We start from the raw sequence: 25,163 nt of genomic DNA, 5'->3' as shown, positions 1-25,163 counted from the left end.
CAAATTCATTTATGGTAATAACATTACATATTCAATATGTATGCAAAAATTAGTGGAGCAACTATAGTTGCATCTGATTCGATAATAAATTTTGGAGTATCTTTATCAAGTTTTCCCCAAGTAATTTTTTCATTAGGAATAGCTCCAGAATAAGATCCATAACTGGTCGTTGAATCAGAAATTTGACAAAAATAAGACCAAAAAGGAGTAGGATGAAATCCTATATCTTGAGATAACATAGGAACTACACAAATAGGAAAATCTCCTGATATTCCACCTCCAATTTGGAAGAATCCAATTTTATGTTTAACAGATTCTATTTGATACCATTTTGCCAAATATATCATATATTCAATTCCATTTTTGATAAGGAATGGGTTCAATAGTTTTTGCATACAATATGAAGCAAAGATATTTCCAATTGTACTATCTTCCCACCCTGGAACTATAATAGGGAGATTTTTTTCTGCTGCAGCTAATACCCAACTATTTTTTGCATCTATATTGTAATAAGGTTCTAAAATATCTTCTAATAATAATTGATAAATGTATTCATGAGGAAAATAACGTTCTGATTTCTTTTGAGCTCTCATCCATATTTTTAATATATATTTTTGTAATTTTTTAAAAGCTTGTTCTTCAGGAATACAAGTATCTGTTACTCTATAATATCCTTTTTTTAAAAAATTTTTTTCATCATTAGGAGTTAAATCTCGATAATTAGGTATTTTTTTATAATAGGAATGAGCTATTAAATTTAATATATCTTCTTCTAAGTTAGCTCCTGTACAAGAAATGATATGAACTAGATCTTTTCGTATCATTTTAGATAATATTTTTCCTAATTCAGCAGTGCTCATTGCTCCTGCTAGTGTGATCATCATTTTTCCATTATTTTGAATATGATATTTATATGCTTCTGCAGCTTCTGACAAAGTTAAAGCATTAAAATGAAGAAAATATTTTTTAATAAAAGAAGTAATAGGAGAGTCTTTCATAATTTTATTATTATTTTATCTAGCTATTTGTACAGCTCTAGTTTCTCTAATAACTGTCACTTTAATTTGACCAGGATAAGTCATTTCATTTTTTATTTTTTCTGTTATATCACAAGATAATTGAAAAGCTTTTTTATCATCAATTTTATCACTTTCAACTAATACACGCAATTCTCTTCCTGCTTGTATAGCAAAAGCTTTATTTACTCCATCAAAACTGAAGGCTATATTTTCTAAATTTTTTAGTCTTTTTGAATAAGATTCAAAAGAATTCCTTCTTACTCCAGGACGAGCTCCGCTAATAGAATCTGCAACTTGGACTATAGGAGAGATTAACACTTTCATTTCTATTTCATCATGATGTGATCCTACAGCATTACAAACTTCCATATTTTCTCCATATTTTTCTGACCATTGCATTCCTAAAATAGCATGAGGAAGTTCTGATTCGTTTTCAGATACTTTTCCTATATCATGTAATAATCCAGCTCGTTTTGCAAATTTTGAATTTAATCCTAATTCAGAAGCTAATATTCCTGATAAATGAGCGACTTCTCGAGAATGCTGTAGAAGATTTTGTCCATAAGAAGAGCGATATTTCATTCTTCCTATCATTCGAATTAATTCCGGATGTATTCCATGAATTCCTAAATCAATAATATTTTTTTTTCCTATTTCTATTATTTCTTCTTCAATTTGTTTTTCTGTTTTTGCTACGATTTCTTCAATTCTAGCTGGATGTATGCGTCCATCTACAACTAATTTATGAAGAGATAATCGGGCGATTTCCCTTCGAATAGGATTAAAACAAGATAATAAAATTGCTTCTGGAGTATCATCTACAATAATTTCTACTCCTGTTGCTTTTTCTAAAGCTCTTATATTTCTTCCTTCTCTTCCAATTATACGACCTTTTACATCATCAGATTCTATATTAAAAACGGATACTGCATTTTCAACTGCTTGTTCTGTTCCTATTCTTTGAATTGCTTGAATAACAATTTTTTTTGCCTCCATTTTTGCAGTTAGCTGTGATTCTTCTATAATATTTTGTATGTAAGTTTGTGCTTTGGCTTTTGCTTCTTCTTTTAGAATTTCAATTAATTCGTTTTTAGCTTCTTCAGAAGAATAATTAGATATTTTTTCGAGTAATTCTATTTGTTGAATATGCATATTTTTAAATTCTTCTTGTTTATTTTTCAGAATTTTATATTTTTTTTCGTAATCATGTATTTGTGCTTCTAAACGATTATTTTTTTTAAAATAAATATCTATTTCTTTGGATAATCTATTTTCTTTTTCTCTTGTTTTTTTTTCTATATCAATTATTTTTCTCTCTCTTAAATGAACGTTTCTTTCATGTTTAGATTTAAGTTCTATAAATTTTTCTTTTGCTTGAAGCATTTTATTTTTTTTTATGGATTCTCCTTCTTTTTCTGCATTATTTATAATTTTTTTTGCTTGAAAATTAGCTTTCTCTAATAATTGAATATATTTTTTTAATATAGTTTTTTTACCGAAAAAATAACATGTAACAATTCCAATCACAAACCCCATTAGGACCGAAAATCCAACATTTATTTTCATATTCACTCAATTTAAATAAAAATAAAATAGACATTTTAATCACATTATTAAAACAACAAATATTTAAAAAAAACTATAAAGCTTTTTTTAATGAATACTTGAACTTGAATCCCCCCTATAATTAAATATACAAAATTAAAGATGAGATTTTTTATTAAAATATGTTTTTAAAAAACGGGATTTGAATACATTATATATTTGTATGTATGTATAAAAATCTATCGAAAATAAATGAAACGAGCATATTTGGACAACGCCGCATCTACTCCTATAAGAAACGAAGTTTTGAAAGTCATGATCGACACATTTAAATACTCATTAGGAAATCCTTCTTCTGTGCAACATAGTTATGGAAGAGAAGCTCGTTCCATATTAGAGGAATCTAGAATATCTATAGCTAAAAGGATTAAAGCATCACCTTCTGAAATTATTTTTACTTCAGGAGGAACTGAAGCAAATAATTTGATATTAAAATCTTCAATATTAGATTTAGGAATTAAACATATTTTAACTTCAAAAATAGAACATTTATCTGTTTTACAAACAGTTTTAGACCTATCCATTAGATATAAGATATCTGTAAATTTTGTTTCAATTAATGATAAAGGAACATTAGATTTTAATAATATGGAAGAAATATTGAAAAAAAATATGCATAAAAAAACGCTTGTGAGTTTAATGTATGCTAATAATGAAATTGGAAATTTATTAGATATAGATAAAGCAATTTTTTTGTGTAAAAAATATAATGCTTATTTTCATTCAGATACAATCCAAATTATTGGAAATTATCCGATTGAAATGGATAAATTTTCTTTTGATTTTGCTACTGCAAGTGCACATAAATTTTATGGACCAAAAGGAATAGGTTTTGCTTTTATAAGAAAAAATATTTTAAAAAAAATAAAACCTTTTATTTCTGGTGGAATTCAGGAATACGGAATTCGTTCGGGTACAGAAAATATACATGGAATAGCTGGTCTATCAGAAGCTTTACGTTTATCTTATTGCCATTCTTCGAATTATATAAAAAAATTAAAAAATTTAAAATTTTATTGTATTTCAGAATTGAAAAAAATAATTCCCGATATCGTTTTTAATGGATTATCTTATCATCTTGACAAAAGTATTCCCTCCATATTAAATTTTTTATATCCAACAAAAAAAGATCATTTATTATATTTTCATTTAGATTTAATGGGAGTTTCTGTATCTAAAGGTAGTTCTTGCAATAGTAGCATAAAAAAAGTATCTCATGTTATTCAATCTATTACATATGACAAATATTTATTAAATCAAACGATGCCTATTCGAGTTTCTTTTGGTATTTTTAATGAAAAACAAGATATAGATTTACTCATCAAAGCTTTGCAAGAAATCAGAAGATAAGGAATTTATTGTAAAATATTTCGAATATCTTATTTATATTTACAAAAATATGAACATGTGAATAACCAGTTAGTGAATCATTGCAATTTTTTTCGATATTCTGTTGGTAGAAAAATACTTATGTCTGTTACAGGAGTTTTTTTGATGGTATTTCTTCTGTTACATTTGAGTGTAAATTTGTTTCTTTTTTCAGGAGAAAAAGCTTTTAATGATGCTGTCCTTTTTATGAGAAGAAATATATTTATTCGTGTAATGGAGTATATACTCGCTATAGGTTTTATTATTCATATTTTGTTAGGAATTAAATTGCATTTAGTAAATAGAAAAACAAAAGGAGAAATAGATTACGCTACAAATTCGTATTTGACCACTTCGTTTAGTAGTCGAACAATGGTGTATTCAGGAGTTTTAATTTTTTGTTTTTTAGTTTTACATCTTATTAATTTTATGATTCCTATGAAATATTCAAATTATAGTCATATAACTTCTGATTATAATATAGTTGTATCTTTATTCAAGAATCCTTTTTATACATTGATATATGTGTTTTCATTTTTTATTTTAGCTGTTCATTTAAATCATGGATTTAAATCTTCTTTTCAATCTTTAGGATTATCTAATAAAAAAAGATTAATATGGATAGAGAAATTTGGTTATTTATATCTATGGTTTATATGTTCTGGATTTTCTATTATTGCTATTTGGTTTTTTTTTAACTAACTAATATTTTTAATTTCTTAATGAAGAATACCTATAATTTCAATTCTAAAATTCCAGGAGGGCCGTTAACTCATAAGTGGAAAAATCATAAATCTGTTTTAAAATTGGTATCTCCCAACAATAGATCCAATATTGAAATTATTGTTGTTGGAACAGGACTTGCCGGAAGTTCAGCTGCTGCATCTTTATCAGAATTGGGGTATAAAGTTAAAGCTTTTTGTTATCAAGACTCTCCAAGAAGAGCACATTCTGTAGCTGCGCAAGGAGGAATTAATGCTTCTAAAAATTATAAAGGTGATAATGATTCAATTTATCAACTTTTTTATGATACAATTAAAGGTGGGGATTATAGATCTAGAGAGGCAAATGTATATCGTTTAGCAGAAATTTCTTCCAATATTATAGATCAATGTGTAGCACAAGGAGTGCCATTTGCTCGTGATTATGCTGGATATTTGGAAACCAGATCTTTTGGAGGAACAAAAGTTTCTAGAACTTTTTATGCAAAGGGCCAAACAGGACAACAACTTTTATTAGCATGTTATTCTTCTATGTCTAGACAAATAGGAATGGGAAGAATTAAAATGTATAATCGACATGAAATGTTGGATTTAGTTATTATAGATGGAGTTACTAGAGGAATTATAGCTAGAAATTTAGTTTCAGGAGAAATAGAATGTCATGCAGCACATGCTGTAGTCATAGCGTCAGGAGGTTATGGAAATGTATTTTTTTTATCTACTAATGCAATGGGATCTAATGTGAGTGCCATATGGAAAGTTCATAAAAAAGGAGGATTATTTGCTAATCCTTGTTACACTCAAATACACCCTACTTGTATTCCAGTGCATGGAAATTATCAATCTAAATTAACATTAATGTCTGAATCATTGAGGAATGATGGAAGAATATGGGTACCAAAAAAATTAGAAGATGCTATTTCCATACGGAATGGGGAAAAAAGACCTGAGGATCTTAGTGAAGATGATAGGGATTATTATCTTGAAAGACGATATCCTTCTTTTGGAAATCTCGTTCCAAGAGATGTGGCTTCTAGAGCAACTAAAGAACGTTGTGATAAAGGATTTGGAATCGAAAATAATGATACTCAAGAAGGCGTTTTTTTAGATTTTAGTTTTTCGATAGAAAAATACGGACGAGAAAAAGCTAAAGAGCTTGGAATTGATCAATGCAGTTTCAAAAATAAAAAAAAATTAGGAATAAAAATAATGGAATCCAAATATGGAAATTTATTTCATATGTATGAAAAAATTACCAATCATAACCCTTATCAAACTCCTATGAAAATTTATCCAGCAGTACATTATACTATGGGAGGATTATGGGTTGATTATAATTTAATGTCCAGTATTCCTGGATGTTATATTATAGGAGAAGCTAATTTTTCTGATCATGGAGCAAACAGACTTGGAGCTTCTGCATTAATGCAGGGATTAGCTGATGGATATTTTATTTTACCATATACTATAGCAGATTATTTATCTGAATGCATAAAAGAAAAAATAACGACCAAACATATAGCTTTTCAATTAGCAGAAAAAAAAGTAAAAAATAGAATTCAAAAACTTATTAATAACAATGGAAGGATGCCTGTTGATTTTTTTCACAAAAAACTTGGAAACATCATGTGGAAATATGTAGGAATGAGTAGAAATCATATCGGATTACACCAAGCTATAAAAAATATACAAGAACTTCGTAATGAATTTTGGAAAAATGTTTTTATTCCTGGAAATATTTATGATGGATTAAATTCTGAATTAGAAAAAGCTGAACGTGTAGCGGATTTTTTAGAATTAGGAGAGTTAATGGCGATGGATGCTTTAAACAGAAAAGAATCTTGTGGAAGTCATTTTCGTGAAGAATATCAAACAAAAGAAGGAGAAGCTCTTCGTGATGACGTTCATTACAAATATGTTTCTTTATGGGAATATCAGGAAAAGGAAAATCATTCTATAAGTGATGAAATTATGCATAAAGAAAATTTAAATTTTACTTTTGTAAAAGTACAATCGCGTTCTTATAAATAAAATGTTATCAAAGGTTTGATTTTATAAAAAAAAACTTATGAATTTTAAGTTAAAAATATGGAGACAAAAAAATCGTAGTGAAAAAGGTTATTTTAAAACTTATAATGTTTCTAATATATCACCTAATAGTTCTTTTTTAGAAATGTTAGACGTTTTGAATAATCAGATCATATTTAGTCATACGAAAGATTCTTATCCTATATCATTTGATCATGATTGTCGTGAAGGAATTTGTGGAATGTGTTCTTTATACATTAATGGAAGAGCTCATGGCCCTGATAATTTTATTACTACTTGTCAACTTCATATGCGTAATTTTTATGATGAAGAAACTATATATGTAGAACCTTGGAGGGCTAAACCTTTTCCTATAATTAAAGATCTTATTGTAGATCGATCTTCTTTTGATAGAATTATTATGTCAGGTGGTTATATTTCTGTTAATACATTTGGAAAAACAGTAGATGGTAATATGATTCCAATTCCAAAAGATCAAGCAGATAAAGCTTTTGATGCAGCTACGTGTATTGGTTGTGGGGCATGTGTAGCTGCATGCAAAAATAGATCAGCTATGTTATTTGTTGCAGCAAAAGTTTCACAATTCGCTTTGTTACCTCAAGGTAAAATAGAAAGAAAGAAAAGAGTTATGAATATGATCAAAAAAATGGATGAAGAAGGATTCGGGAGTTGTACTAATACCAGAGCATGTGAAGTGGAATGTCCAAAAGGAATATCTACAGAATATATTTCCTTTATGAATCGTGAGTATATTCAATCGTTTATCACTTAATTCTGTTTTTTTTGAATATGGAGTATTTAGATTTTGAAAAGCCAATACAAGAAATTCATGACCAGTATGTGAATTGTGTATTAATAGAAAAAAAAAGTGGGATAAACATGAAAGAAGTTTGCAATCAATTGCAATTCAAATTAGAAAGAACTATTAAAAAATTACACAGTAATTTAACTCCTTGGCAAAGAGTTCAATTATCTAGACATCCAAATAGACCATACACTTTGGATTATATACATTCCATAACAAAAAAAGATTCTTTTATAGAATTGCATGGAGATCGTCATTTTGGTGATGATAAAGCTATAGTAGGAGGTTTTGCTAAAATAGAAGATAATGTTTTTATGTTAATTGGAACTCAAAAAGGAAAAAATACCAAGGATAGACAATATAGAAGATTTGGGATGCCTAATCCAGAAGGATATAGAAAAGCTTTACGTTTTATGAAGTTGGCTGAAAAGTTTGAAAAACCTATTGTTACTTTTATTGATACACCAGGAGCTTCCCCTGGAATTGAAGCGGAAGAAAGAGGACAAGGAGAAGCTATTGGTAGAAATATTTATGAAATGATGTGTTTAAAAGTTCCTATTATTGTTTTGATTATAGGAGAGGGAGCTAGTGGAGGTGCTTTGGGTATTGGGATAGGAGACAAGATATTAATGATGGAAAATTCTTGGTTTTCTGTTATTTCTCCTGAAAGTTGTTCTACAATTCTTTGGGGAAACCGTGATAATAAAGAAAAATCAGCAGAATCATTGAAATTAACAGCGGAAAATATGCATCAATTAAATTTGATAGACGATGTAATTAAAGAACCTTTAGGAGGCGCTCATTTTTATCCTGAAAAAGCTTATAAACTTGTAAAAAAACAAATTATTAAACATTACAAAGAATTATCTAAAATTAATATAGAATCTCTTATTAAAAAAAGAAAAAATAAATATATTTCCATTGGTGTTTTTGATGAATAAATTTTCATTATATTTCTTGTATTAAGGATATTTTTTAAAATGATTTTATGAATATACAGGAAAAAACGAATCAATTTAGTTTTAATTCAATAAAAGGAAGAATCCCTCCTCAAGCATTAGATTTAGAAGAAGCTATTATAGGAGCTATTATGATCGATAAAAAAGGTTTAGATGAAGTTATTGATATACTTTTTCCTGAAATTTTTTATAAAAAAGAACATCAGGAAATATTTTTTGCAATACAAAAATTATATTTTAATTCTAAACCTATAGATCTATACACTGTTTCTGATGAACTTCGTAGAATTGGTAAATTGAAATCAGTAGGAGGAGAATTATATTTAATTGGATTAACACAAAGAGTTATTTCTTCTGCACATATAGAATATCATAGTCGCATAGTACTGCAAAAATTTATTTTGAGGAGATTAATCAGTATATCTTCTAATATAATTGAAAAATGTTATGAAGAAACTACGGATGTTTTCGATCTTTTAGATCATGCTGAGTCAAAACTTTTTGAGATTAACCAAAAATATTTAATAGCAAAAAAATATGAAACAACTCAATGTCTTATACAAAAAGCTATTGAAAAAATTAAAAAAACGGAAAAAGAAGGATTGAGCGGAATTTCTTCTGGATTTCATAAATTAGATGATATTACTTCTGGTTGGCAAAATTCTGATTTAATTATACTAGCTTCCAGACCAGGTATGGGAAAAACGACTTTTATGTTATCTATGGTCAAAAATATAGTAGTAAATCAAAAAAAACCAATTATTGTTTTTTCATTAGAAATGTCTTCAATTCAATTAATTACTAAATTAATTTCTTCAGAGACTGGTATTTCATTAGAAAAAATTAAAAAAGCAAATTTGTCTAAATCAGATTGGAAATGTTTGTCTTATAAAACAAAAAATTTAAATAATGTTCCTTTATTTTTAGATGATACTCCTTCTTTATCTATATTTAGTTTACGTGCAAAGTGTCGTCGTTTAATATCTCAATATGGAATTAAATTAATATTTATAGATTATATGCAATTAATGGGAACTAATGATCATGGTTTTAAACTACAAAATAGAGAGCAGGAAATATCAGTAATTTCTAGAAGTCTGAAATCTATAGCTAAAGAACTTGATATTCCAATAATAGCTTTATCTCAACTTTCTAGAGCAGTAGAAGTAAGAGGAGGGAGTAAGCGTCCTGTATTGTCTGATTTACGAGAATCTGGAGCTATAGAGCAAGATGCAGATATAGTTATATTTATTTACAGACCTGAATATTATGGATTTAAAATATGGGATTCTGAAGAAGAAAATGATTCTTGCATAGGTCAATCAGAAATTATAATTGCTAAACATAGAAATGGAGGATTAGATAAATTCCGTTTAAAATTTATAAGTGATCTAGCTAAATTTGAAAATTTAGAAGAAAAAAAATATACTTCTTCAATTTGGGAAGAAGATTACAAAAAAAATGTTCTTGAAAAAGAAGAAAAAAATTTTTTTATGTCATCTTCTTATGAAAAAAAAAATTATGAAAATTATTTAGATGATGACCTTGATAAAAGATAACATTGAATTTTGAATGGTTTTTTTCTAAAAAAACGGTTTGGGAGGATTCAAGAAAAAATAAAACTCTTCAAAAAATAGTTGTAATAACGGAAATAACAATAATTTTTGGTTTAATTATAACTTTTCTAACTTTTTCCATAGGATTTGGATTGAAAAAAACCATAAAAGATAAATTATTAAATATTAGAGGACAAATTCTGATTACAAAATATAATTCTTTTCTTTCTGTAAAAGAAAAGAAATTTTTTAAAACTAACTTAGTCAAACAAATTCATGGAATTTCTGAAAATAATGTGATTATTTCTAGAAATAAAAAAACAGATCGATACATATTTAAAGGATTGTATGAAGATTATAATCCGATTTTTTTTCAATATTTCTTAATTACGAAACATAAAAAAAAATTATTATCTAATAATGATATTTTTTTGTCTAAAAAAATAATCTTATCTCTGGGATTAGATATTGGATCAAACATTAAAATTGATTTTTTATTTTTTGATAAAAAAGGAAACCCTATTATTCTTTCTAAGAAATTTATAATTTCTGGTTTATATGAAACTGGAATACCAGAATTTGATGACGTATATATTATTGGAAATATAAAATCAATTCCAAAAATTTATGGATGTAAAAAAGATTTAATAAAAAAATTTGAAATTTTTATTTCTTATGAAAATATAGGAAAAAATTTATTTAAAAAAATTCCTAAAGAATTTGTAGTTCAAAATGTTCAAAATAATCATGATGTTATAAATTGGATTCACATATTTGATTCAAATATTATTGTAATTAGTTTTATTGTTTTTGCATCCGTTATCATTAATATGATTGTATTTATTTTAATACTTCTTTTAGAAAGAATGAAAACCATAGCTATTTTAAAAATTTTAGGTGCTAAAAATAAAATTATACATAAAATATTCTTATATTATATCATGCAAGTATTGATTCCTTCATTAATTATAGGAAATGTTGTCGGAATTACTTTATTAATTTTACAAAAAAAATTTCATTTAATATCATTAAATCGAACTCAGTATTTTGTTGATTTTGTTCCTGTTTATATTAACTTATATCATATTCTCATTATAAATTTTTCTGTTATTTTTGTTTGTTTTATAACAATATTTTTCCCTTCTTTCTTTTTTATTAAAAAAGTATCTGCTATAAAAGTTATGGAATTTGAATAAATCAAAAAATTTATTTTGTATTTTTGTTTTATAAGAAAATTCAATTAATTTTTGACACTTGTAAAATCTTCATCTGGAATAAGAGGGACACTAGGAGGAAAAAATGGTCTTTCTCCTATAGATATAGTCCAATTTGCTGCAGGGTATGTTTATTGGATGAAAAAAAAATATAAACATAAAAAAAAATTTTTTTTAATCTTAGGTAGAGATGGAAGAGTTTCTTCTGTTCTCTTTCAAAAATTTTTAATAATCACTTTCCAAACTCTTGGAGTAGATGTTATTAATATTGGTTTATCTACAACACCTAGTGTTGGAATTGCTGTTGTCAATGAAAAAGCTGATGGAGGAGTGATGTTAACAGCAAGTCATAATCCTAAAAATTGGAATGGCTTAAAAATGTTTAATTCTTATGGAGAATTTTTATATGAAGAGGATTTTCAAAAATTGTTATCCATAATCGAAAAAAAATATTTTAATTTTTCCTCATATAAAAAATTCGGAAAACTTTTTTACAAAAAAAATTATCTTCAAAAACATATAGAAAAAATTCTTGAGTTACCTATTATAGATAAAAATATTATTCAAAGATCGCAATTCAGTATTGTGGTAGATGGAATTAATTCTTCAGGAGGAATAGCTGTTCCTACTTTATTGAAATATTTAGGGGTTCATGTTATTAAAATGTATTGTGATCCTCATGGGGATTTTGTTCATAATCCTGAACCTATTAAGAAAAATTTAAAAGAAATATGTAAAAAAGTACCCGATTTAAGAGCAGATTTAGGAATTGCCGTAGATCCAGATGTGGACCGTGTGGTGTTTATTTGCGAAAACGGAGATTTTTTTGGAGAAGAATATACTTTAGTTTCTATAGCAGATTACATATTGGAAAATCAGTTAGGTCCTATTGTTTCTACCTTGTCATCTTCTCATGCATTAAAAGATCTTTCTATCAAAAAAGGAGTTCCCTATTATTCAACTCCTGTTGGAGAAATACATGTTGTAAAAAAAATGAAAGAAGTTCATGCAGTGATTGGAGGAGAAGGAAATGGTGGTATTATTTATCCTGATTTTCGTTATGGAAGAGATGCCTTGATTGGAATTGCATTATTTTTAACTCAAATAGCTAAACTTAAGAAGATTCCATTATCTAAATTAAAAAAGAGATATTCTAACTATTTTATGTCGAAAAAAAAAATTCGGTTTCTTTCTAATGAAAAAATTCAAATATTATTAAAAATAATAAAAAGAAAATATAAAGGAAAAAAAATGAATTTTAATGATGGAATTAAAATTTATTTTCAACACAATGAATGGGTGCATATTCGAAAATCGAACACTGAAAATTTCGTTAGAATACATGCAGAAAGTATTTCAAAGAAAAGAGCTAATTTTTTATCATCAGAAATTATATATGAAATAAAAAAAATTATGATTAATTAAATCATGGATATTATAAAATATACAGAAAATAAATTTTTGTTTAAAAAAGATTTTCCATTATTTCATTCAGGAGATACAATCACTGTTTTTTTTGAAATTAAAGAAGGAGAAAAAAAAAGGATTCAATCTTTCAAAGGAGTGATCATAAAAAAACAAGGAAAAGGATTAACTAAAACATTCACGATTCGAAAAATAAGTGCAGGTATAGGAATAGAACGCATATTTGTTTTCAATCAACCTAACATTCAAAAAATAGAAGTAAACAAAAAAGGAAAAGTCAGAAGATCAAAAATATATTATTTTAGAACCTTGAAAGGAAAAAAGGCTAAAGTAAAAAGCTAAAAAAAACGAAAAAAAAGTAAGTGCACTTTTTTTTCGTTTTTGTTACTGTTTTATTTACTATTTTTATCGTTTTCTTCAGTTGTTACTTTTTCAGATGCATTGTTGTTATTTTCCTCGTGATTATTTTTTGAGGATTCCTCACTAGTTGTAGGAGGTGTATTTGTGTTAGTATTAGTAGTAGAATCTGATTGATTTTCATTATTATTAGTTGTTTTTTCTTCTTCTGTTGTAGAAGAATTACTTTCATTCTTATTTTTATTATTACAACTAACAGTAAACAAAAATATTGCTAACAAAATCGTAGTGACTGTAATTCTTAATTTTTTCATCATAATCGATAGTATTTCAGTTATTACATATTCTGGACAAATTTATATAAAAATTTGGAATGAAAAAATATATCACAATTTGTATTTATTTAAAAAATAAGTACAATTAAATTTTAATTTTTCTTTTTAGTTTGAAAATAAGAATATTATGTATTTATTATAAACTATATAACAAACAATAAATAAAAATTATGTCTTTAAATAAAAAGATTTTAAAAGAGGCTCTTACTTTTGATGATGTTTTACTTGTTCCTTCTTACTCTTCAATTCTTCCATCAGAAGCTTCTTTGAAAACTTATCTTACACTTGATATTATTATGAATATTCCTATATTGAGTGCTGCAATGGATACAGTAACTGAATCTTCTTTAGCTATATCTATAGCTAGAGAAGGAGGAATAGGAATTATTCATAAAAATATGAATATAAAAAATCAGTCGGAAGAAGTTTATCGAGTAAAAAGAAGCGAAAGTGGAATGATAGATGATCCTATTACTCTTTATAGAAATTCTACATTAAGATATGCTCAATATCTTATGAAAAAATATAAAATATCTGGTTTTCCTGTTATAGAAAAAGATCATTCATTAGTCGGAATCATAACTAGAAGAGATATAAAATATCGTACAGATTTAGATTCTTTAGTAGAAAAAGTAATGACAAAAGAAAAATTAATTACATCTAAAAAAAATATTACGTTAGAAAAAGCAAAAAATATTTTACTAAAAGAAAGAATAGAGAAATTACCTATTGTAGATGATTATAATAAATTAGTAGGATTAATCACGATTCGTGATATTGATAATTTAATAGAATATCCTAATGCTTGTAAAGATTCTAGAGGAAGGTTACGTGTAGGTGCAGCTATTGGAATAGATAATAAGATTCTAGAAAGAGTAGAATCTCTATTAAGAGTAGGAGTAGATATTATAGCAATAGATTCAGCGCATGCTCATTCTTACAAAATATTAGAAACAATAAAATTAATACGAAATTCTTTTCCTAAAATTACATTGTTGACAGGAAATGTGGTCACTATGGAAGGAGCTAAAGATTTAATAGATGCAGGTTCCAATGTTTTAAAAGTTGGAATTGGATCTGGTTCAATTTGTACAACAAGAGTCATAGCTGGAGTAGGGATGCCTCAAATTACAGCTATTAATGATGTATATGAATATGCTAAAAAAAGAAATGTGAGTGTAATTTCTGATGGAGGTATTAGATATTCAGGAGATATAGTTAAAGCTATTGCTGCAGGAGCTAGTTCTGTTATGATTGGGAGTTTATTTGCTGGAACAGATGAAGCTCCAGGAGAAGAAGTAATTTTTCAAGGTAGAAAATTTAAAACTTATGTAGGAATGGGTTCATTAATAGCTATGAAAAGAGGGAGCAAAGATCGATATTTTCAGTTTAATGAAAAATCTGTTCCGGAAGGAATAGAAGCTATAGTTCCCTATAAAGGAAAAATCAAAGATGTCATTTATCAAATTTGTGGAGGATTACGTTCTGGAATGGGTTATTGTGGGGTTACCTCTATTGAAGAACTTATGCAAAAAGGAAAATTTGTTAGAATAACTAATTCAGGTTTAAAAGAAAATCATCCACACAGTGTAAATATTACTAAAGAATCACCTAATTATAGTAAATAAAAATACCCGGAACGGGATTTGAACCCGTACGATCAAAACGATCACAGGATTTTAAGTCCTGTGTGTCTACCAATTCCACCATCCGGGTGTTTTTTCGTAAAAAAAAGCGAGAAACGGGATTTGAACCCGTGGCCCCGACCTTGGCAAGGTCGTGCTCTGCCAGCTGAGCTATTCTCGCAAAATAACTAATTTAAAAATACAAAGTTGAGTGCAGATTTAACAATCTAATAAATTTTTAATCTTGTGAATTTTTTCAACTACATTTTGTAATGATAAGGAATCAATATTTTTTGTTTTTTTTAAAGATAAAATTATTCTTTTTAATAAAGAAAAAATTTTTTTTTTATTAAGATTCGTTTGGTTTTTTTTATTATTAAATTGAAATGTTTTCAATGTATTCTTTGCTTTTTCAATAATTTCTATAGGCATTCCCGATATTTTGGCTACATAAATACCAAAACTATGTTCACTTCCTCCAGCTATTAATTTTCGCATAAAAATAATATTCTCATTTATTTTTTTTACAGATACATGATAATTTTTTATTCTTTTGAAGAATTGACTCATTTCATTTAATTCATGATAATGTGTTGCAAATAAAGTTAAAGGACGTAATTCTTTTTCATGCAAAAATTCAACGATGGATTTTGCTATTGATATTCCATCATAAGTACTTGTTCCTCTTCCAATTTCATCTAAAATAAGAAAACTCCTTTTTGATAAATTGTTGAGTATATTTGCTGTTTCATTCATTTCTACCATAAAAGTAGATTCTCCTAAAGAAATGTTATCAGATGCTCCTACTCTACTGAATATTTTATCTACTAATCCTATTTCCGCATATTTGGCCGGAACAAAACTTCCAATATGAGCCATTAGTATAATAATAGCAGTTTGACGTAAGATCGCAGATTTTCCTGACATGTTTGGCCCAGTTATAATTAATATTTGTTGATTTGATTTATTTAAAATAATGTCATTAGGAATGTAAGAGGCTTTATCTATAAATTTTTTTTCAATAACTGGATGGCGTCCTTTTCTTATAGATATTTTTAAAGAATCATTAATTTTTGGTTTAACATAATTATTTTCTAATGCTAAACTCGAAAAAGAAGATAGTACATCTAATTTTGCAATTATTTTTGCATTTTTTTGTAAAGGTTCTATTTTTTCTGATATTTGATTGATAAGATTGTTAAATATCTCTTTCTCCAAAAAAAATATTTTTTGTTCTGCGTTTAAAATTTTCATTTCATAATTTTTTAATTCTTCAGTAATATATCGAATAGAATTTGTCAGAACTTGTTTTTGTATCCAATGGGATGGAACTTTTTTTTTCTTTGAAATTTTAACTTCAAAAAAATATCCAAAAATATTATTATATCCAATTTTTAAATTATTAATCCCCGTTTTCAATTGTTCTATTGAACAAAGTTTTTTTAAATATTCTTTTTGATTAAAATACAGAGTACGAATTTCATCTAATTCCTTGGAAAATCCTTTATTGATAACATTTTCTTTTCCTTTTTCGATTTGAGTTGGAGGGTTTTCTTGTATTGTATCAGCTATTTTTTTACATATAAAAGTACAATCTTGAAAAGAATTTCCAATATTTATAAATATTTTTGATTTTTGACGTAGACATTTCTTTTGTATCTCTGTTACGGAAATTAAAGATTTATACAACGCATACATTTCACGTGGAGAAATTCTTCCAATAGCTATTTTAGAAGTTATTCTTTCTACATCATAAATATTTTTTAGTTTTTCTTTTATAAAATTACGTATCATATTATTAGTGTATAATTCTTGTACTATTTGATGACGTTTTTTTATATGAAATAAATTTTTTAAAGGAAAAAGAATCCAATTTTTCAATAAACGTCCTCCCATAGGGGTAATCGTGTTGTCCAGTATGTTGATTAGAGAAATTCCTTCTTGATTCAGAGGATGAAATATTTCTAAATTACGAAAAGTAAAATCATCGATCCACATATATTCTTCCTTTTTTATTTTTCGTATGTTTGAAATATGTTTGATATTAAAATGTAATGTATTATATAAATAAGATAGAATAGCTCCACAAGAAATAATTCCTAGTTTTAAATCATTAATGCCAAATCCTTTCAAAGAATTAATTTTAAAATGAGATGTTAATTTTTCATATGCAAACGAGTAATCAAACATCCAATCTTCCATTAAAAAAGTGTAATATTTTCCTTTTAAAAATTGATCAAAAAAGTTCTTTTTCTTTTTTTGAAAAAGAATTTCACTAGGATGAAAATGTTTTAAATATTGTACAACATTATTTTTTGTTTCTTCTGTAACAAAAAATTCTCCAGTAGAAATATCTAAAAAACTCAAACCAAAATTGAGATTATTTTCTACATAAATAGAAGCTAAAAAATTATTTGATTTTGGATATATAATATTTTCATTTATAGTTATTCCTGGAGTTACAAGTTCTATTACTCCTCTTTTGACAATATTTTTTCCTTTTTTTGATTCTTCTAACTGATCACAAATAGCAACACGAAATCCTGAACGTATTAATTTTGGGAGATAAGTACTTAAAGAGTGATAAGGAAATCCCGCTAATGGGATATGGGATCGTTTGGTTAAAACGATATTTAATGTTCGTGAACATTTAATGGCATCTTCTCCAAAAATTTCATAAAAATCTCCAACTTGAAACAATAAAATTGTATCTGGATATTTAGTTTTTATATCATTATATTGCTTGATTAATGGAGTTTCTTCTTTAGTTTCGTTTTTATTCATATCAAATTGTTAAAAATAGAAGATTATTAATTTATTATTATATATGTCAAAAAAATTTAAAGAATACGAAAAATTGGATTTGATTCAGACAACTACAGAAATATCTCAATATTGGAAAAAACATAATATTTTTAAAAATAATTCTAATTTTTATAACAAAAAGAGTCCCTTTTCGTATATTTTATATGAAGGGCCTCCATCTTTAAATGGTAATCCAGGTATTCATCATATTTTAACTAGGACTATAAAGGATATTTTTTGTAGGTATCACACACTTAAAGGTAAAAAAGTATTTATAAAAGCTGGTTGGGATGCTCATGGCCTTCCTGTGGAACTAAATGTAGAAAAAAATATAGGAATTACTAAAGACGATATAGGAAAAAAAATTAGTGTAGAAAAATATAATAATCTTTGCAAAGATTTTGTTAATCAGTCGTTGAAGAAATGGAAAATTTTTACAGAAAAAATAGGATATTTTATAAATTTAAATAATTTTTTTATTACTTATAACGCAAAATATATAGAAAGTATATGGTGGTTAATCAAAAAATTATATGATAAGAATCTTCTTTATAAAGGTTATACAATACAACCTTATTCTCCTGCTGCAGGAACAGGATTAAGTCATCATGAATTAAATATGCCGGGAACTTATAAAAAAGTTGAACAGTTATCTCCATTTTTGAAATTTAAGGCAATCAAAAATACTTTACCTGAAAAATTTAAAAATATTTTAGATGACATATATTTTATATCATGGACTACAGCCCCTTGGACTATTCCTTCAAATACGGCATTAGCTTTTGGGTATGATATAGATTATGTATTAGTTAAAACTTATAATACATATACTTTTTTAAAAGAAAATATTGTTTTTTCTGAAAAATTAATTCATAAAATATTATCATCAAGTCAGTTTTATTCTGTTTCAAGTAATGATGAATTAAATTTATATAATACAAATGATTATAAAATTCCTTATTTAATAGTAGAAAAATTTAAAGGGAAAGAATTACTATTTGGTAAATATGAACAATTATTACCTTGGTTTAAACCTTATCATAACGAAAAAAATGCATTTCAAATTATATTAGGAGATTTTATTAATGTTAGTGAAGGGACGGGAATTGTCCATATTTCTCCCACATTTGGGGTTGATGATTTTATAGTAGCTAAAAAATATAATATTCCTCCAATGTTAGTTTTAAATGAAAAAAATGTTCCTGTCCCTCTAGTTGATTTTAAAGGAAAATTTATAAAAGATTTTCCTCATGAATTTTCTGAAAAATATGTTAAAAATGAATTTGATAAAAATCAAAAAAATTCTTTTTCAGTAGATGAAAAAATTATTTCTTTTTTGGAAAGAAAACAAAAAATATTTAAAACTGAGAAATATGTTCATTTTTATCCACATTGTTGGAGGACAGATAAGCCAGTACTTTATTATCTATTAAATTCATGGTTCATAAAAACTACAGAAGTCAAAGATAAAATGATTAGTTTGAATAAGAAAATCCGATGGTATCCTAATTTTATAGGAAAAAAACGTTTTGATTCTTGGTTAAAGAATACAAAAGATTGGAATCTTTCTCGTTCTAGATATTGGGGGACTCCTCTTCCTATTTGGAGAACAGAAAAAGAAGATGAGGAAATCGTGATAGGATCGATAAAAGAATTGTTTTTAGAAATTAATAAATCTGTTGATCATGGACTTATGTCACATAATATATTTCAAGATTTTGTATTAGATGATATGAGTGATGATAATTATGATAAAATAGATTTACATAAACATGTTCTGGATCAAATTATATTGGTTTCTTCTAAAGGGGAACCTATGAGAAGAGAATCTGATTTAATTGATGTATGGTTTGATTCTGGAGCAATGCCATATGCTCAATTTCATTATCCATTTGAAAATAAAGAATGTATAGATAAAAGTTTATTATTTCCTGCTGATTTAATTTCTGAGGGAGTAGATCAAACACGAGGATGGTTTTTTACTTTACATACTATTAGTAGTTTATTATTTAATTCTGTAGCATATCAGAATGTGATCTCTACAGGATTAGTTTTGGATCAAAATGGTCGTAAAATGTCAAAAAGTAAAGGAAATACCATAAATCCTTTTGATTTAATCAATGATTATGGTCCTGATGCTATACGTTGGTATATTATATTCAATTCTGAACCATGGGATAATTTAAAATTTAATATAAAAGAAGTACAAACCATTGTAAATAAATTTTTTGGAACATTATACAATGTTTATTCTTTTTTTGTTTTATATGCTAATATTGATAATTTTTCTTACAAAGAAAAAGAATGTTTTGATCATTATACAGAATTAGATTTTTGGATTCTTTCTGAGTTGAACACTCTTATTCAAAAGGCAGATAGTTATTATACTAACTATAATCCAACTGAAGTTGCACGTTTAATTTCATCTTTTGTTTTAGATCAGTTGAGCAATTGGTATATTAGATTATGTAGGAGAAGATTTTGGAAAAAAAAATATACAAAAAATAAAATATCTGCGTATCAAATTCTTTATAAATGTTTAATTGTTATAGCTAAATTAATTTCTCCTATTGTTCCATTTTTTTCTGAAAAATTATACATAGATTTAAATTCTATCACTAAAAAAGAAAATTTTAAAAGTATTCATTTAACAGATTTTCCTATGTATGACTCTAATTTCATGAATAAAAAGTTGGAAAATAAAATGCTTTATATTCAGAAAATTGTTGCTATGGTTTTTTCTATAAGGAAAAAAAATAAAATAAAAATTCGTCAACCTTTACGAAAATTGCTTGTTATCATTCCTGATAAGGATGAAAAAATGTATTTTCAATTGAAAGAATCATCTGAAATTATATCTCAAGAGGCTAATGTTAAAGAAATAGAATTTACTTTTTCTTACAAAAATCTAGAGTTAATTAAACATATTAAACCTAATTATCAATTTATGGGACCTAAATTTGGAAATAAAGTTCAAATAATTTCGGAATACATAAAAAAATTTACCCAAAAAGAAATTAGAAAAATAGAAGAAGAAAAAGAATACATTTTTTTTATAGGTAAAAACAAAATTCTTCTTACTCTAGAAGATGTAAAAATTAGTACTGAATATATTAAAGGTTGGTCTATTTTATTTGATCCAAAATTGACAATAGCATTAGATTTAAGAATTACACCTTTTCTTTGGGAAGAAGGTTTCGTCAGAGAATTCATTAGACACATACAAAAATTTAGAAAGGACCGAGAATATCATGTCACCGATAAAATATTTATATATGTAAGTGTAAAAGGAAATTTTTATTTCCGAAATAAAATACAAATTATTTTACAAAATAAAAAATCTTTTATTTGTAAAGAAACTCTTTCTAGAGATCTTTCATTACAAGAAAATATAGAAAAATATGATGAAAAAAAAGAAAAAATATATTTTAAGGAAAAATTCATATTATATATGCATATTCAAAAAGAATAAAATGTAAGAATCAAGCTATTTCAAGCTTTTGAAAAAGGATCAAAAACATTAATTAATTTAATTGATAAAAAAACGAAAAAATTTTGGAACATTTACAAAAATTTATTAATTGATTTAGAAAAAATGTTTTATGGCTGTTCTTCATATTACTTTCAGTATTTAAGGTAAAAAATTATATAGAATTAACAAATAAGTTTTTTTTGAAAAAATATTTTTTAATTATTTTTTCTTTTTTATTAATAGATCAAATTTTAAAAATCTATGTTAAAACTCATTTCGAATTAGGAGGTGGTATTTCTATTTTTCCTTTTTTTCAAATTTGTTTTGTAGAAAATCCAGGGATGGCTTATGGTATTCATTTTGGATTCGGATATCATGGAAAAATATTTTTGAGTTTATTACGTTTTTTTTTAATTTTTTTAATTTTTATTTTTCTTTATAAGAATATCAAAAAAGGATCTTCCAAATATTTAATGATTTCTATTAGTTTAATTTTATCTGGATCTATGGGGAATTTTTTAGATAGTGCTTTGTATGGTTTATTATTTGATAAAGGAACAGTTTATAGTCAGGAATATCATAAATGGATTTCTTATTTTGGAATATCTAAAATAAATTCTAATATTTTTTCTCTAAATTATACTAGGGGATATGCCCCTTTTATGGGAGGGTGTGTTGTAGATATGTTTTATTTCCCTATAATAGATATCTATTTTCCTTGTTGGATTCCATTTTTTGGAGGTTATAATTTCAAATTTTTTAAACCTGTTTTTAATTTATCTGATATTGTAATATCTATTGGTGTATTTTTATTATTCATATTTAAACATAAAATGAAAGATATAAAAATCTTATAACATTTATTATTTTTTTGAGAATTATAAAAATCTCTATAGATTTGTATTGTCTTGATTTTCATTATTACGAATAAAATTTGAATAGCCGGTGTAGCTCAGTTGGTCAGAGCACGTGATTTGTAATCTCGGGGTCGTGGGTTCGAATCCCTCCATCGGCTTGTTTTTTGGGGGAGATACTCAAGTCTGGTTAACGAGGACAGACTGTAAATCTGTTGGCTTTGCCTTCGCAGGTTCGAATCCTGCTCTCCCCACCCCTATATAGCGGAAGTAGCTCAGTTGGTAGAGCTTCAGCCTTCCAAGTTGAATGTCGCGGGTTCGAATCCCGTCTTCCGCTCTACAAAAAAATGAATGAGAAGAATAATATCATTATATGGCCAATGTAGCTCAGTGGAAGAGCACTTCCTTGGTAAGGAAGAGGTCACGGGTTCAATTCCCGCCGTTGGCTTTTTTTTAACTCAATATTTTTAATAATTCTATCATGGCAAAAGAAAAATTTAAACGAGACAAACCGCATATAAATATAGGAACTACAGGTCATGTAGATCATGGTAAAACGACTTTAACAGCTGCAATTACAAAAGTTTTATCAGAAATTGGTTTAGCAGAAGAAAAAAGTTTTGATGCGATTGATAACGCTCCTGAAGAAAAGGCTAGAGGAATTACTATTAATACGTCTCACGTAGAATACGAAACAGAAAAAAGACATTATGCTCATGTTGATTGTCCTGGACATGCAGATTATATAAAAAATATGATCACAGGAGCAGCTCAAATGGATGGGGCGATTTTAGTTGTAGCTGCAACAGATGGACCTATGCCTCAGACTAGAGAACACATATTACTATCTAGACAAGTAGGTGTTCCAAAAATTGTAGTATTTATGAATAAAGTGGATCAAGTAGATGATCCAGAATTATTGGAATTAGTAGAAATGGAAATAAGAGAATTACTTTCGAAATATGAATATGATGGAGAAAATATTCCCATTGTACAAGGATCAGCTTTAGGTGCTTTAAATGGAGAAAAAAAATGGATAGAAAAAATAAAAGATTTGATGAAAGTATTGGATGATTATATACCTGAACCTATTCGTGAAATAGATAAACCATTTTTAATGCCTGTAGAGGATGTTTTTACTATAACAGGAAGAGGAACTGTAGCAACAGGTCGTATTGAAAGTGGAACTGTTAATACGGGAGATTCAGTAGATATTATTGGAATGGTAGAAAATAAATTATCATCTACAGTAACAGGAGTTGAAATGTTTAGAAAAATTTTAGATAAAGGTCAGGCCGGAGATAATGTAGGTTTGTTATTACGTGGTATAGAAAAAAAAGATATTAAAAGAGGAATGGTTATTGGAAAACCAGGATCTGTGAAACCTCATAAAAAATTTAAAGCAGAAGTGTATATTCTTACAAAAGAAGAAGGAGGAAGACATACTCCTTTTCATAATAAGTATCGTCCTCAATTTTATTTGAGAACAACTGATGTAACGGGTGAAATTCATTTACCGAATGGAGTAGAAATGGTGATGCCTGGAGATAATGTATCAATGGAAGTTGAGTTACATCATTCTATAGCATTAAGTGAGAATTTACGTTTCGCTATTCGTGAAGGAGGGAGAACAGTAGGTGCTGGACAGGTTATTCATATAATAGATTGATTTTTATTTAATGATAAAACGGATGTAGCTTAGTTGGTAGAGCACCGGTCTCCAAAACCGAAGGTCGTAAGTTCGATTCTTACCATCCGTGCATTGGTTATTAAACTAAAAAAACAATATATGAAAAAAAATAATTTTTTTTTGGAAATTTATAACGAATTTTTTCATTGTATTACATGGCCTAAATTGGAAGATTTACAATACACAACAATAGTTGTATCTTTTTTTTCCATATTTATGTCCATATTTTTATATGGGATAGATGGCATTTTTATTTTTTTAATTAAAAAATTATTTTCTTTATAAAATTATATATTAATGAGTGATTTTGAGAGAAAGTGGTATGTAATTAAAACCATGAGTGGACAAGAAAACAAGGTGAAATCATATATTGAGAATGAAGTTAGAGATAATGGATTTCAAGAATATATAGGGAAAGTATTAGTTCCTATTGAAAAAGTTATACAAATGAGAAAAGGAAAAAAAATTCATAGAGAAAAAGTCCATTACCCTGGATATGTTATGGTTGAAGCAAATTTAGATGGAGAAGCTGTACATGCAATCAAGAATGTTCCAGGTGTTATAAATTTTTTAAGTGAAGGAAAGGGTGCTTCTGCAACTCCTATTCCTATGAGACAAGAAGAAGTAAATAAAATGTTAGGGAAAATAGATCAACTTTCTGAAAGTTATGAAAATATTACTATGCCTTTTATAGTAGGCGAAACGATTAAAGTTATAGATGGCCCTTTTACAGGATTTAATGGAACAATTGAAAAAATAAATGAAGAAAAAAGAAAATTGGAATTGGCTGTTTTAATTTTTGGAAGAAAAACTCCATTAGAATTAAATTTTACACAGATTGAAAAAATCTAACCATGGTTAAAAAAAAAGTAATAAAAAGAATTAAAATACAGAAAATAAATGGAGGGAAAGCTAGTCCAGCTCCTCCTATAGGACCTATTTTAGGTAGTTCTGGAGTCAATATTATGGAATTTTGCAAACAATATAATACTCTGACTCAAAACAAAATAGGAAAAGTATGTCCTGTTGTCATCACTGTGTATGAAGATAAATCATTTTCTTTTTTCATTAAGAAATCTCCAGTTTCTATTCAATTATTGAATATAATAAAAAAAGAAAAAGGATCTAAAGAATCTAATCGTTATAAAATAGGAAAAATAAGTTTAAATGAAGTGAAAACGATTGCTCAGAATAAAATGGAAGATTTGAATTGTTTTTCGATTAATTCAGCTATATCTATGATTTCTGGAACTGCTAGATCTATGGGAATAGAAATAGAAATTGAGGGATAAAAAAATTTCAT

20 protein-coding genes and 7 tRNA genes are annotated in these 25,163 nt (G+C 26.7%); 21 read left to right on the top strand and 6 right to left on the bottom strand.

Features of this window, described 5'->3' with window-relative positions; translation table 11 throughout:
• Window positions 1-23: 23 nt before the first annotated feature.
• Both H0H55_RS02425 and rny read right to left on the bottom strand, forming a co-directional pair.
• Window positions 24-998 (bottom strand): deoxyhypusine synthase family protein, encoded by a 975-nt coding sequence (locus H0H55_RS02425; protein WP_185861162.1) that lies wholly within the window; start codon window positions 996-998, stop codon window positions 24-26.
• Window positions 999-1,013: 15 nt separating this feature from the next.
• Window positions 1,014-2,585, bottom strand: coding sequence for a ribonuclease Y (gene rny / locus H0H55_RS02420; protein ID WP_185861161.1), 1,572 nt, complete (start codon window positions 2,583-2,585; stop codon window positions 1,014-1,016).
• A gap of 231 nt (window positions 2,586-2,816) precedes the next feature.
• Here rny and H0H55_RS02415 point away from each other — a divergent pair, with 231 nt between their 5' ends.
• From H0H55_RS02415 to rplS, 9 genes are read left to right on the top strand one after another with little or no spacing between them, the layout of a single operon-like run.
• A complete protein-coding gene (locus H0H55_RS02415) occupies window positions 2,817-3,974 on the top strand; it encodes a cysteine desulfurase family protein (protein WP_185861160.1) in 1,158 nt (385 codons plus the stop codon).
• Window positions 3,975-4,031: 57 nt separating this feature from the next.
• On the top strand, window positions 4,032-4,694 hold the full coding sequence (locus tag H0H55_RS02410) for a succinate dehydrogenase cytochrome b subunit (RefSeq protein ID WP_238784149.1): 663 nt from the start codon (window positions 4,032-4,034) through the stop codon (window positions 4,692-4,694).
• Window positions 4,695-4,714: 20 nt separating this feature from the next.
• Window positions 4,715-6,745: a fumarate reductase/succinate dehydrogenase flavoprotein subunit gene (locus H0H55_RS02405; RefSeq protein WP_185861159.1), complete on the top strand. Its 2,031-nt coding sequence runs from the start codon at window positions 4,715-4,717 to the stop codon at window positions 6,743-6,745.
• Between the two features lie 37 nt (window positions 6,746-6,782).
• Window positions 6,783-7,535, top strand: coding sequence for a succinate dehydrogenase/fumarate reductase iron-sulfur subunit (locus H0H55_RS02400; RefSeq protein ID WP_185861158.1), 753 nt, complete (start codon window positions 6,783-6,785; stop codon window positions 7,533-7,535).
• Between the two features lie 17 nt (window positions 7,536-7,552).
• Window positions 7,553-8,509, top strand: coding sequence for an acetyl-CoA carboxylase carboxyltransferase subunit alpha (locus tag H0H55_RS02395; protein WP_185861157.1), 957 nt, complete (start codon window positions 7,553-7,555; stop codon window positions 8,507-8,509).
• Window positions 8,510-8,556: 47 nt separating this feature from the next.
• Entirely contained in the window at window positions 8,557-10,086 is a 1,530-nt protein-coding gene (gene dnaB / locus H0H55_RS02390; RefSeq protein WP_185861156.1) for a replicative DNA helicase, read from the top strand.
• Window positions 10,087-10,088: 2 nt separating this feature from the next.
• Entirely contained in the window at window positions 10,089-11,279 is a 1,191-nt protein-coding gene (locus H0H55_RS02385) for an ABC transporter permease (RefSeq protein ID WP_185861155.1), read from the top strand.
• Between the two features lie 51 nt (window positions 11,280-11,330).
• Window positions 11,331-12,722 carry a phosphoglucosamine mutase gene (gene glmM / locus H0H55_RS02380; RefSeq protein ID WP_185861154.1) on the top strand — a complete coding sequence of 464 codons (1,392 nt, stop codon included), beginning with the start codon at window positions 11,331-11,333 and terminating at the stop codon, window positions 12,720-12,722.
• A gap of 3 nt (window positions 12,723-12,725) precedes the next feature.
• Window positions 12,726-13,064 carry a 50S ribosomal protein L19 gene (gene rplS / locus H0H55_RS02375; protein ID WP_185861153.1) on the top strand — a complete coding sequence of 113 codons (339 nt, stop codon included), beginning with the start codon at window positions 12,726-12,728 and terminating at the stop codon, window positions 13,062-13,064.
• Between the two features lie 50 nt (window positions 13,065-13,114).
• On the opposite strand, the gene H0H55_RS02370 is transcribed toward rplS, so the two are convergent.
• The gene (locus H0H55_RS02370) at window positions 13,115-13,396 is read right to left on the bottom strand and encodes a hypothetical protein (RefSeq protein WP_185861152.1); all 282 of its coding nucleotides are present in this window, start codon (window positions 13,394-13,396) and stop codon (window positions 13,115-13,117) included.
• Window positions 13,397-13,584: 188 nt separating this feature from the next.
• Here H0H55_RS02370 and guaB point away from each other — a divergent pair, with 188 nt between their 5' ends.
• Window positions 13,585-15,042 carry an IMP dehydrogenase gene (gene guaB, locus H0H55_RS02365; protein ID WP_185861151.1) on the top strand — a complete coding sequence of 486 codons (1,458 nt, stop codon included), beginning with the start codon at window positions 13,585-13,587 and terminating at the stop codon, window positions 15,040-15,042.
• 3 nt (window positions 15,043-15,045) lie between these two features.
• Here the strand turns inward: guaB and H0H55_RS02360 are convergent.
• The 3 genes from H0H55_RS02360 to mutS form a co-directional block, all read right to left on the bottom strand.
• Window positions 15,046-15,130: transfer RNA gene (locus H0H55_RS02360), tRNA-Leu, on the bottom strand.
• Window positions 15,131-15,147: 17 nt separating this feature from the next.
• Window positions 15,148-15,220 (bottom strand) — tRNA-Gly (locus tag H0H55_RS02355).
• Window positions 15,221-15,258: 38 nt separating this feature from the next.
• Complete coding sequence (gene mutS / locus H0H55_RS02350; protein ID WP_185861150.1) at window positions 15,259-17,823, bottom strand: DNA mismatch repair protein MutS; 2,565 nt, start codon at window positions 17,821-17,823, stop codon at window positions 15,259-15,261.
• A gap of 43 nt (window positions 17,824-17,866) precedes the next feature.
• On the opposite strand from mutS, the gene ileS reads away from it, so the two are divergent.
• From ileS to rplK, 11 genes are all read left to right on the top strand, one after another.
• Window positions 17,867-21,316, top strand: coding sequence for an isoleucine--tRNA ligase (ileS, locus tag H0H55_RS02345; protein WP_185861149.1), 3,450 nt, complete (start codon window positions 17,867-17,869; stop codon window positions 21,314-21,316).
• Window positions 21,317-21,516: 200 nt separating this feature from the next.
• Complete coding sequence (locus tag H0H55_RS02340; RefSeq protein WP_185861148.1) at window positions 21,517-22,173, top strand: lipoprotein signal peptidase; 657 nt, start codon at window positions 21,517-21,519, stop codon at window positions 22,171-22,173.
• An 84-nt stretch (window positions 22,174-22,257) separates the two neighbouring features.
• Window positions 22,258-22,331: transfer RNA gene (locus H0H55_RS02335), tRNA-Thr, on the top strand.
• A gap of 9 nt (window positions 22,332-22,340) precedes the next feature.
• Window positions 22,341-22,424: transfer RNA gene (locus H0H55_RS02330), tRNA-Tyr, on the top strand.
• A gap of 10 nt (window positions 22,425-22,434) precedes the next feature.
• Window positions 22,435-22,507 (top strand) — tRNA-Gly (locus H0H55_RS02325).
• Between the two features lie 39 nt (window positions 22,508-22,546).
• Window positions 22,547-22,618 (top strand) — tRNA-Thr (locus tag H0H55_RS02320).
• Window positions 22,619-22,651: 33 nt separating this feature from the next.
• Window positions 22,652-23,839: an elongation factor Tu gene (gene tuf / locus H0H55_RS02315; RefSeq protein WP_185861147.1), complete on the top strand. Its 1,188-nt coding sequence runs from the start codon at window positions 22,652-22,654 to the stop codon at window positions 23,837-23,839.
• A gap of 18 nt (window positions 23,840-23,857) precedes the next feature.
• Window positions 23,858-23,930, top strand: a tRNA-Trp gene (locus H0H55_RS02310).
• A 29-nt stretch (window positions 23,931-23,959) separates the two neighbouring features.
• Complete coding sequence (gene secE, locus H0H55_RS02305; protein WP_185861146.1) at window positions 23,960-24,145, top strand: preprotein translocase subunit SecE; 186 nt, start codon at window positions 23,960-23,962, stop codon at window positions 24,143-24,145.
• A 12-nt stretch (window positions 24,146-24,157) separates the two neighbouring features.
• Window positions 24,158-24,712, top strand: a complete 555-nt coding sequence (gene nusG / locus H0H55_RS02300) for a transcription termination/antitermination protein NusG (RefSeq protein WP_185861145.1) — start codon at window positions 24,158-24,160, stop codon at window positions 24,710-24,712.
• Between the two features lie 2 nt (window positions 24,713-24,714).
• Complete coding sequence (gene rplK, locus H0H55_RS02295) at window positions 24,715-25,152, top strand: 50S ribosomal protein L11 (protein WP_185861144.1); 438 nt, start codon at window positions 24,715-24,717, stop codon at window positions 25,150-25,152.
• Window positions 25,153-25,163 lie beyond the last annotated feature (11 nt).

This window comes from Blattabacterium cuenoti (assembly GCF_014251795.1).
GTDB classification, from domain to species: Bacteria; Bacteroidota; Bacteroidia; order Flavobacteriales; family Blattabacteriaceae; genus Blattabacterium; species Blattabacterium cuenoti_AB.
This window is presented reverse-complemented; position numbering and strand designations above follow the sequence as displayed.

Excerpts from the sequence above, each read along its gene's own strand:
- mutS (WP_185861150.1), bottom strand. The coding sequence starts at position 17,823 with ATGAATAAAAACGAAACTAAAGAAGAAACTCCATTAATCAAGCAATAT.
- H0H55_RS02405 (WP_185861159.1), top strand. The coding sequence starts at position 4,715 with ATGAAGAATACCTATAATTTCAATTCTAAAATTCCAGGAGGGCCGTTA.
- rplS (WP_185861153.1), top strand. The coding sequence starts at position 12,726 with ATGGATATTATAAAATATACAGAAAATAAATTTTTGTTTAAAAAAGAT.
- tuf (WP_185861147.1), top strand. The coding sequence starts at position 22,652 with ATGGCAAAAGAAAAATTTAAACGAGACAAACCGCATATAAATATAGGA.
- H0H55_RS02425 (WP_185861162.1), bottom strand. The coding sequence starts at position 998 with ATGAAAGACTCTCCTATTACTTCTTTTATTAAAAAATATTTTCTTCAT.
- rny (WP_185861161.1), bottom strand. The coding sequence starts at position 2,585 with ATGAAAATAAATGTTGGATTTTCGGTCCTAATGGGGTTTGTGATTGGA.
- H0H55_RS02370 (WP_185861152.1), bottom strand. The coding sequence starts at position 13,396 with ATGATGAAAAAATTAAGAATTACAGTCACTACGATTTTGTTAGCAATA.
- guaB (WP_185861151.1), top strand. The coding sequence starts at position 13,585 with ATGTCTTTAAATAAAAAGATTTTAAAAGAGGCTCTTACTTTTGATGAT.
- dnaB (WP_185861156.1), top strand. The coding sequence starts at position 8,557 with ATGAATATACAGGAAAAAACGAATCAATTTAGTTTTAATTCAATAAAA.
- nusG (WP_185861145.1), top strand. The coding sequence starts at position 24,158 with ATGAGTGATTTTGAGAGAAAGTGGTATGTAATTAAAACCATGAGTGGA.
- H0H55_RS02400 (WP_185861158.1), top strand. The coding sequence starts at position 6,783 with ATGAATTTTAAGTTAAAAATATGGAGACAAAAAAATCGTAGTGAAAAA.
- secE (WP_185861146.1), top strand. The coding sequence starts at position 23,960 with ATGAAAAAAAATAATTTTTTTTTGGAAATTTATAACGAATTTTTTCAT.
- ileS (WP_185861149.1), top strand. The coding sequence starts at position 17,867 with ATGTCAAAAAAATTTAAAGAATACGAAAAATTGGATTTGATTCAGACA.
- rplK (WP_185861144.1), top strand. The coding sequence starts at position 24,715 with ATGGTTAAAAAAAAAGTAATAAAAAGAATTAAAATACAGAAAATAAAT.
- H0H55_RS02415 (WP_185861160.1), top strand. The coding sequence starts at position 2,817 with ATGAAACGAGCATATTTGGACAACGCCGCATCTACTCCTATAAGAAAC.
- H0H55_RS02395 (WP_185861157.1), top strand. The coding sequence starts at position 7,553 with ATGGAGTATTTAGATTTTGAAAAGCCAATACAAGAAATTCATGACCAG.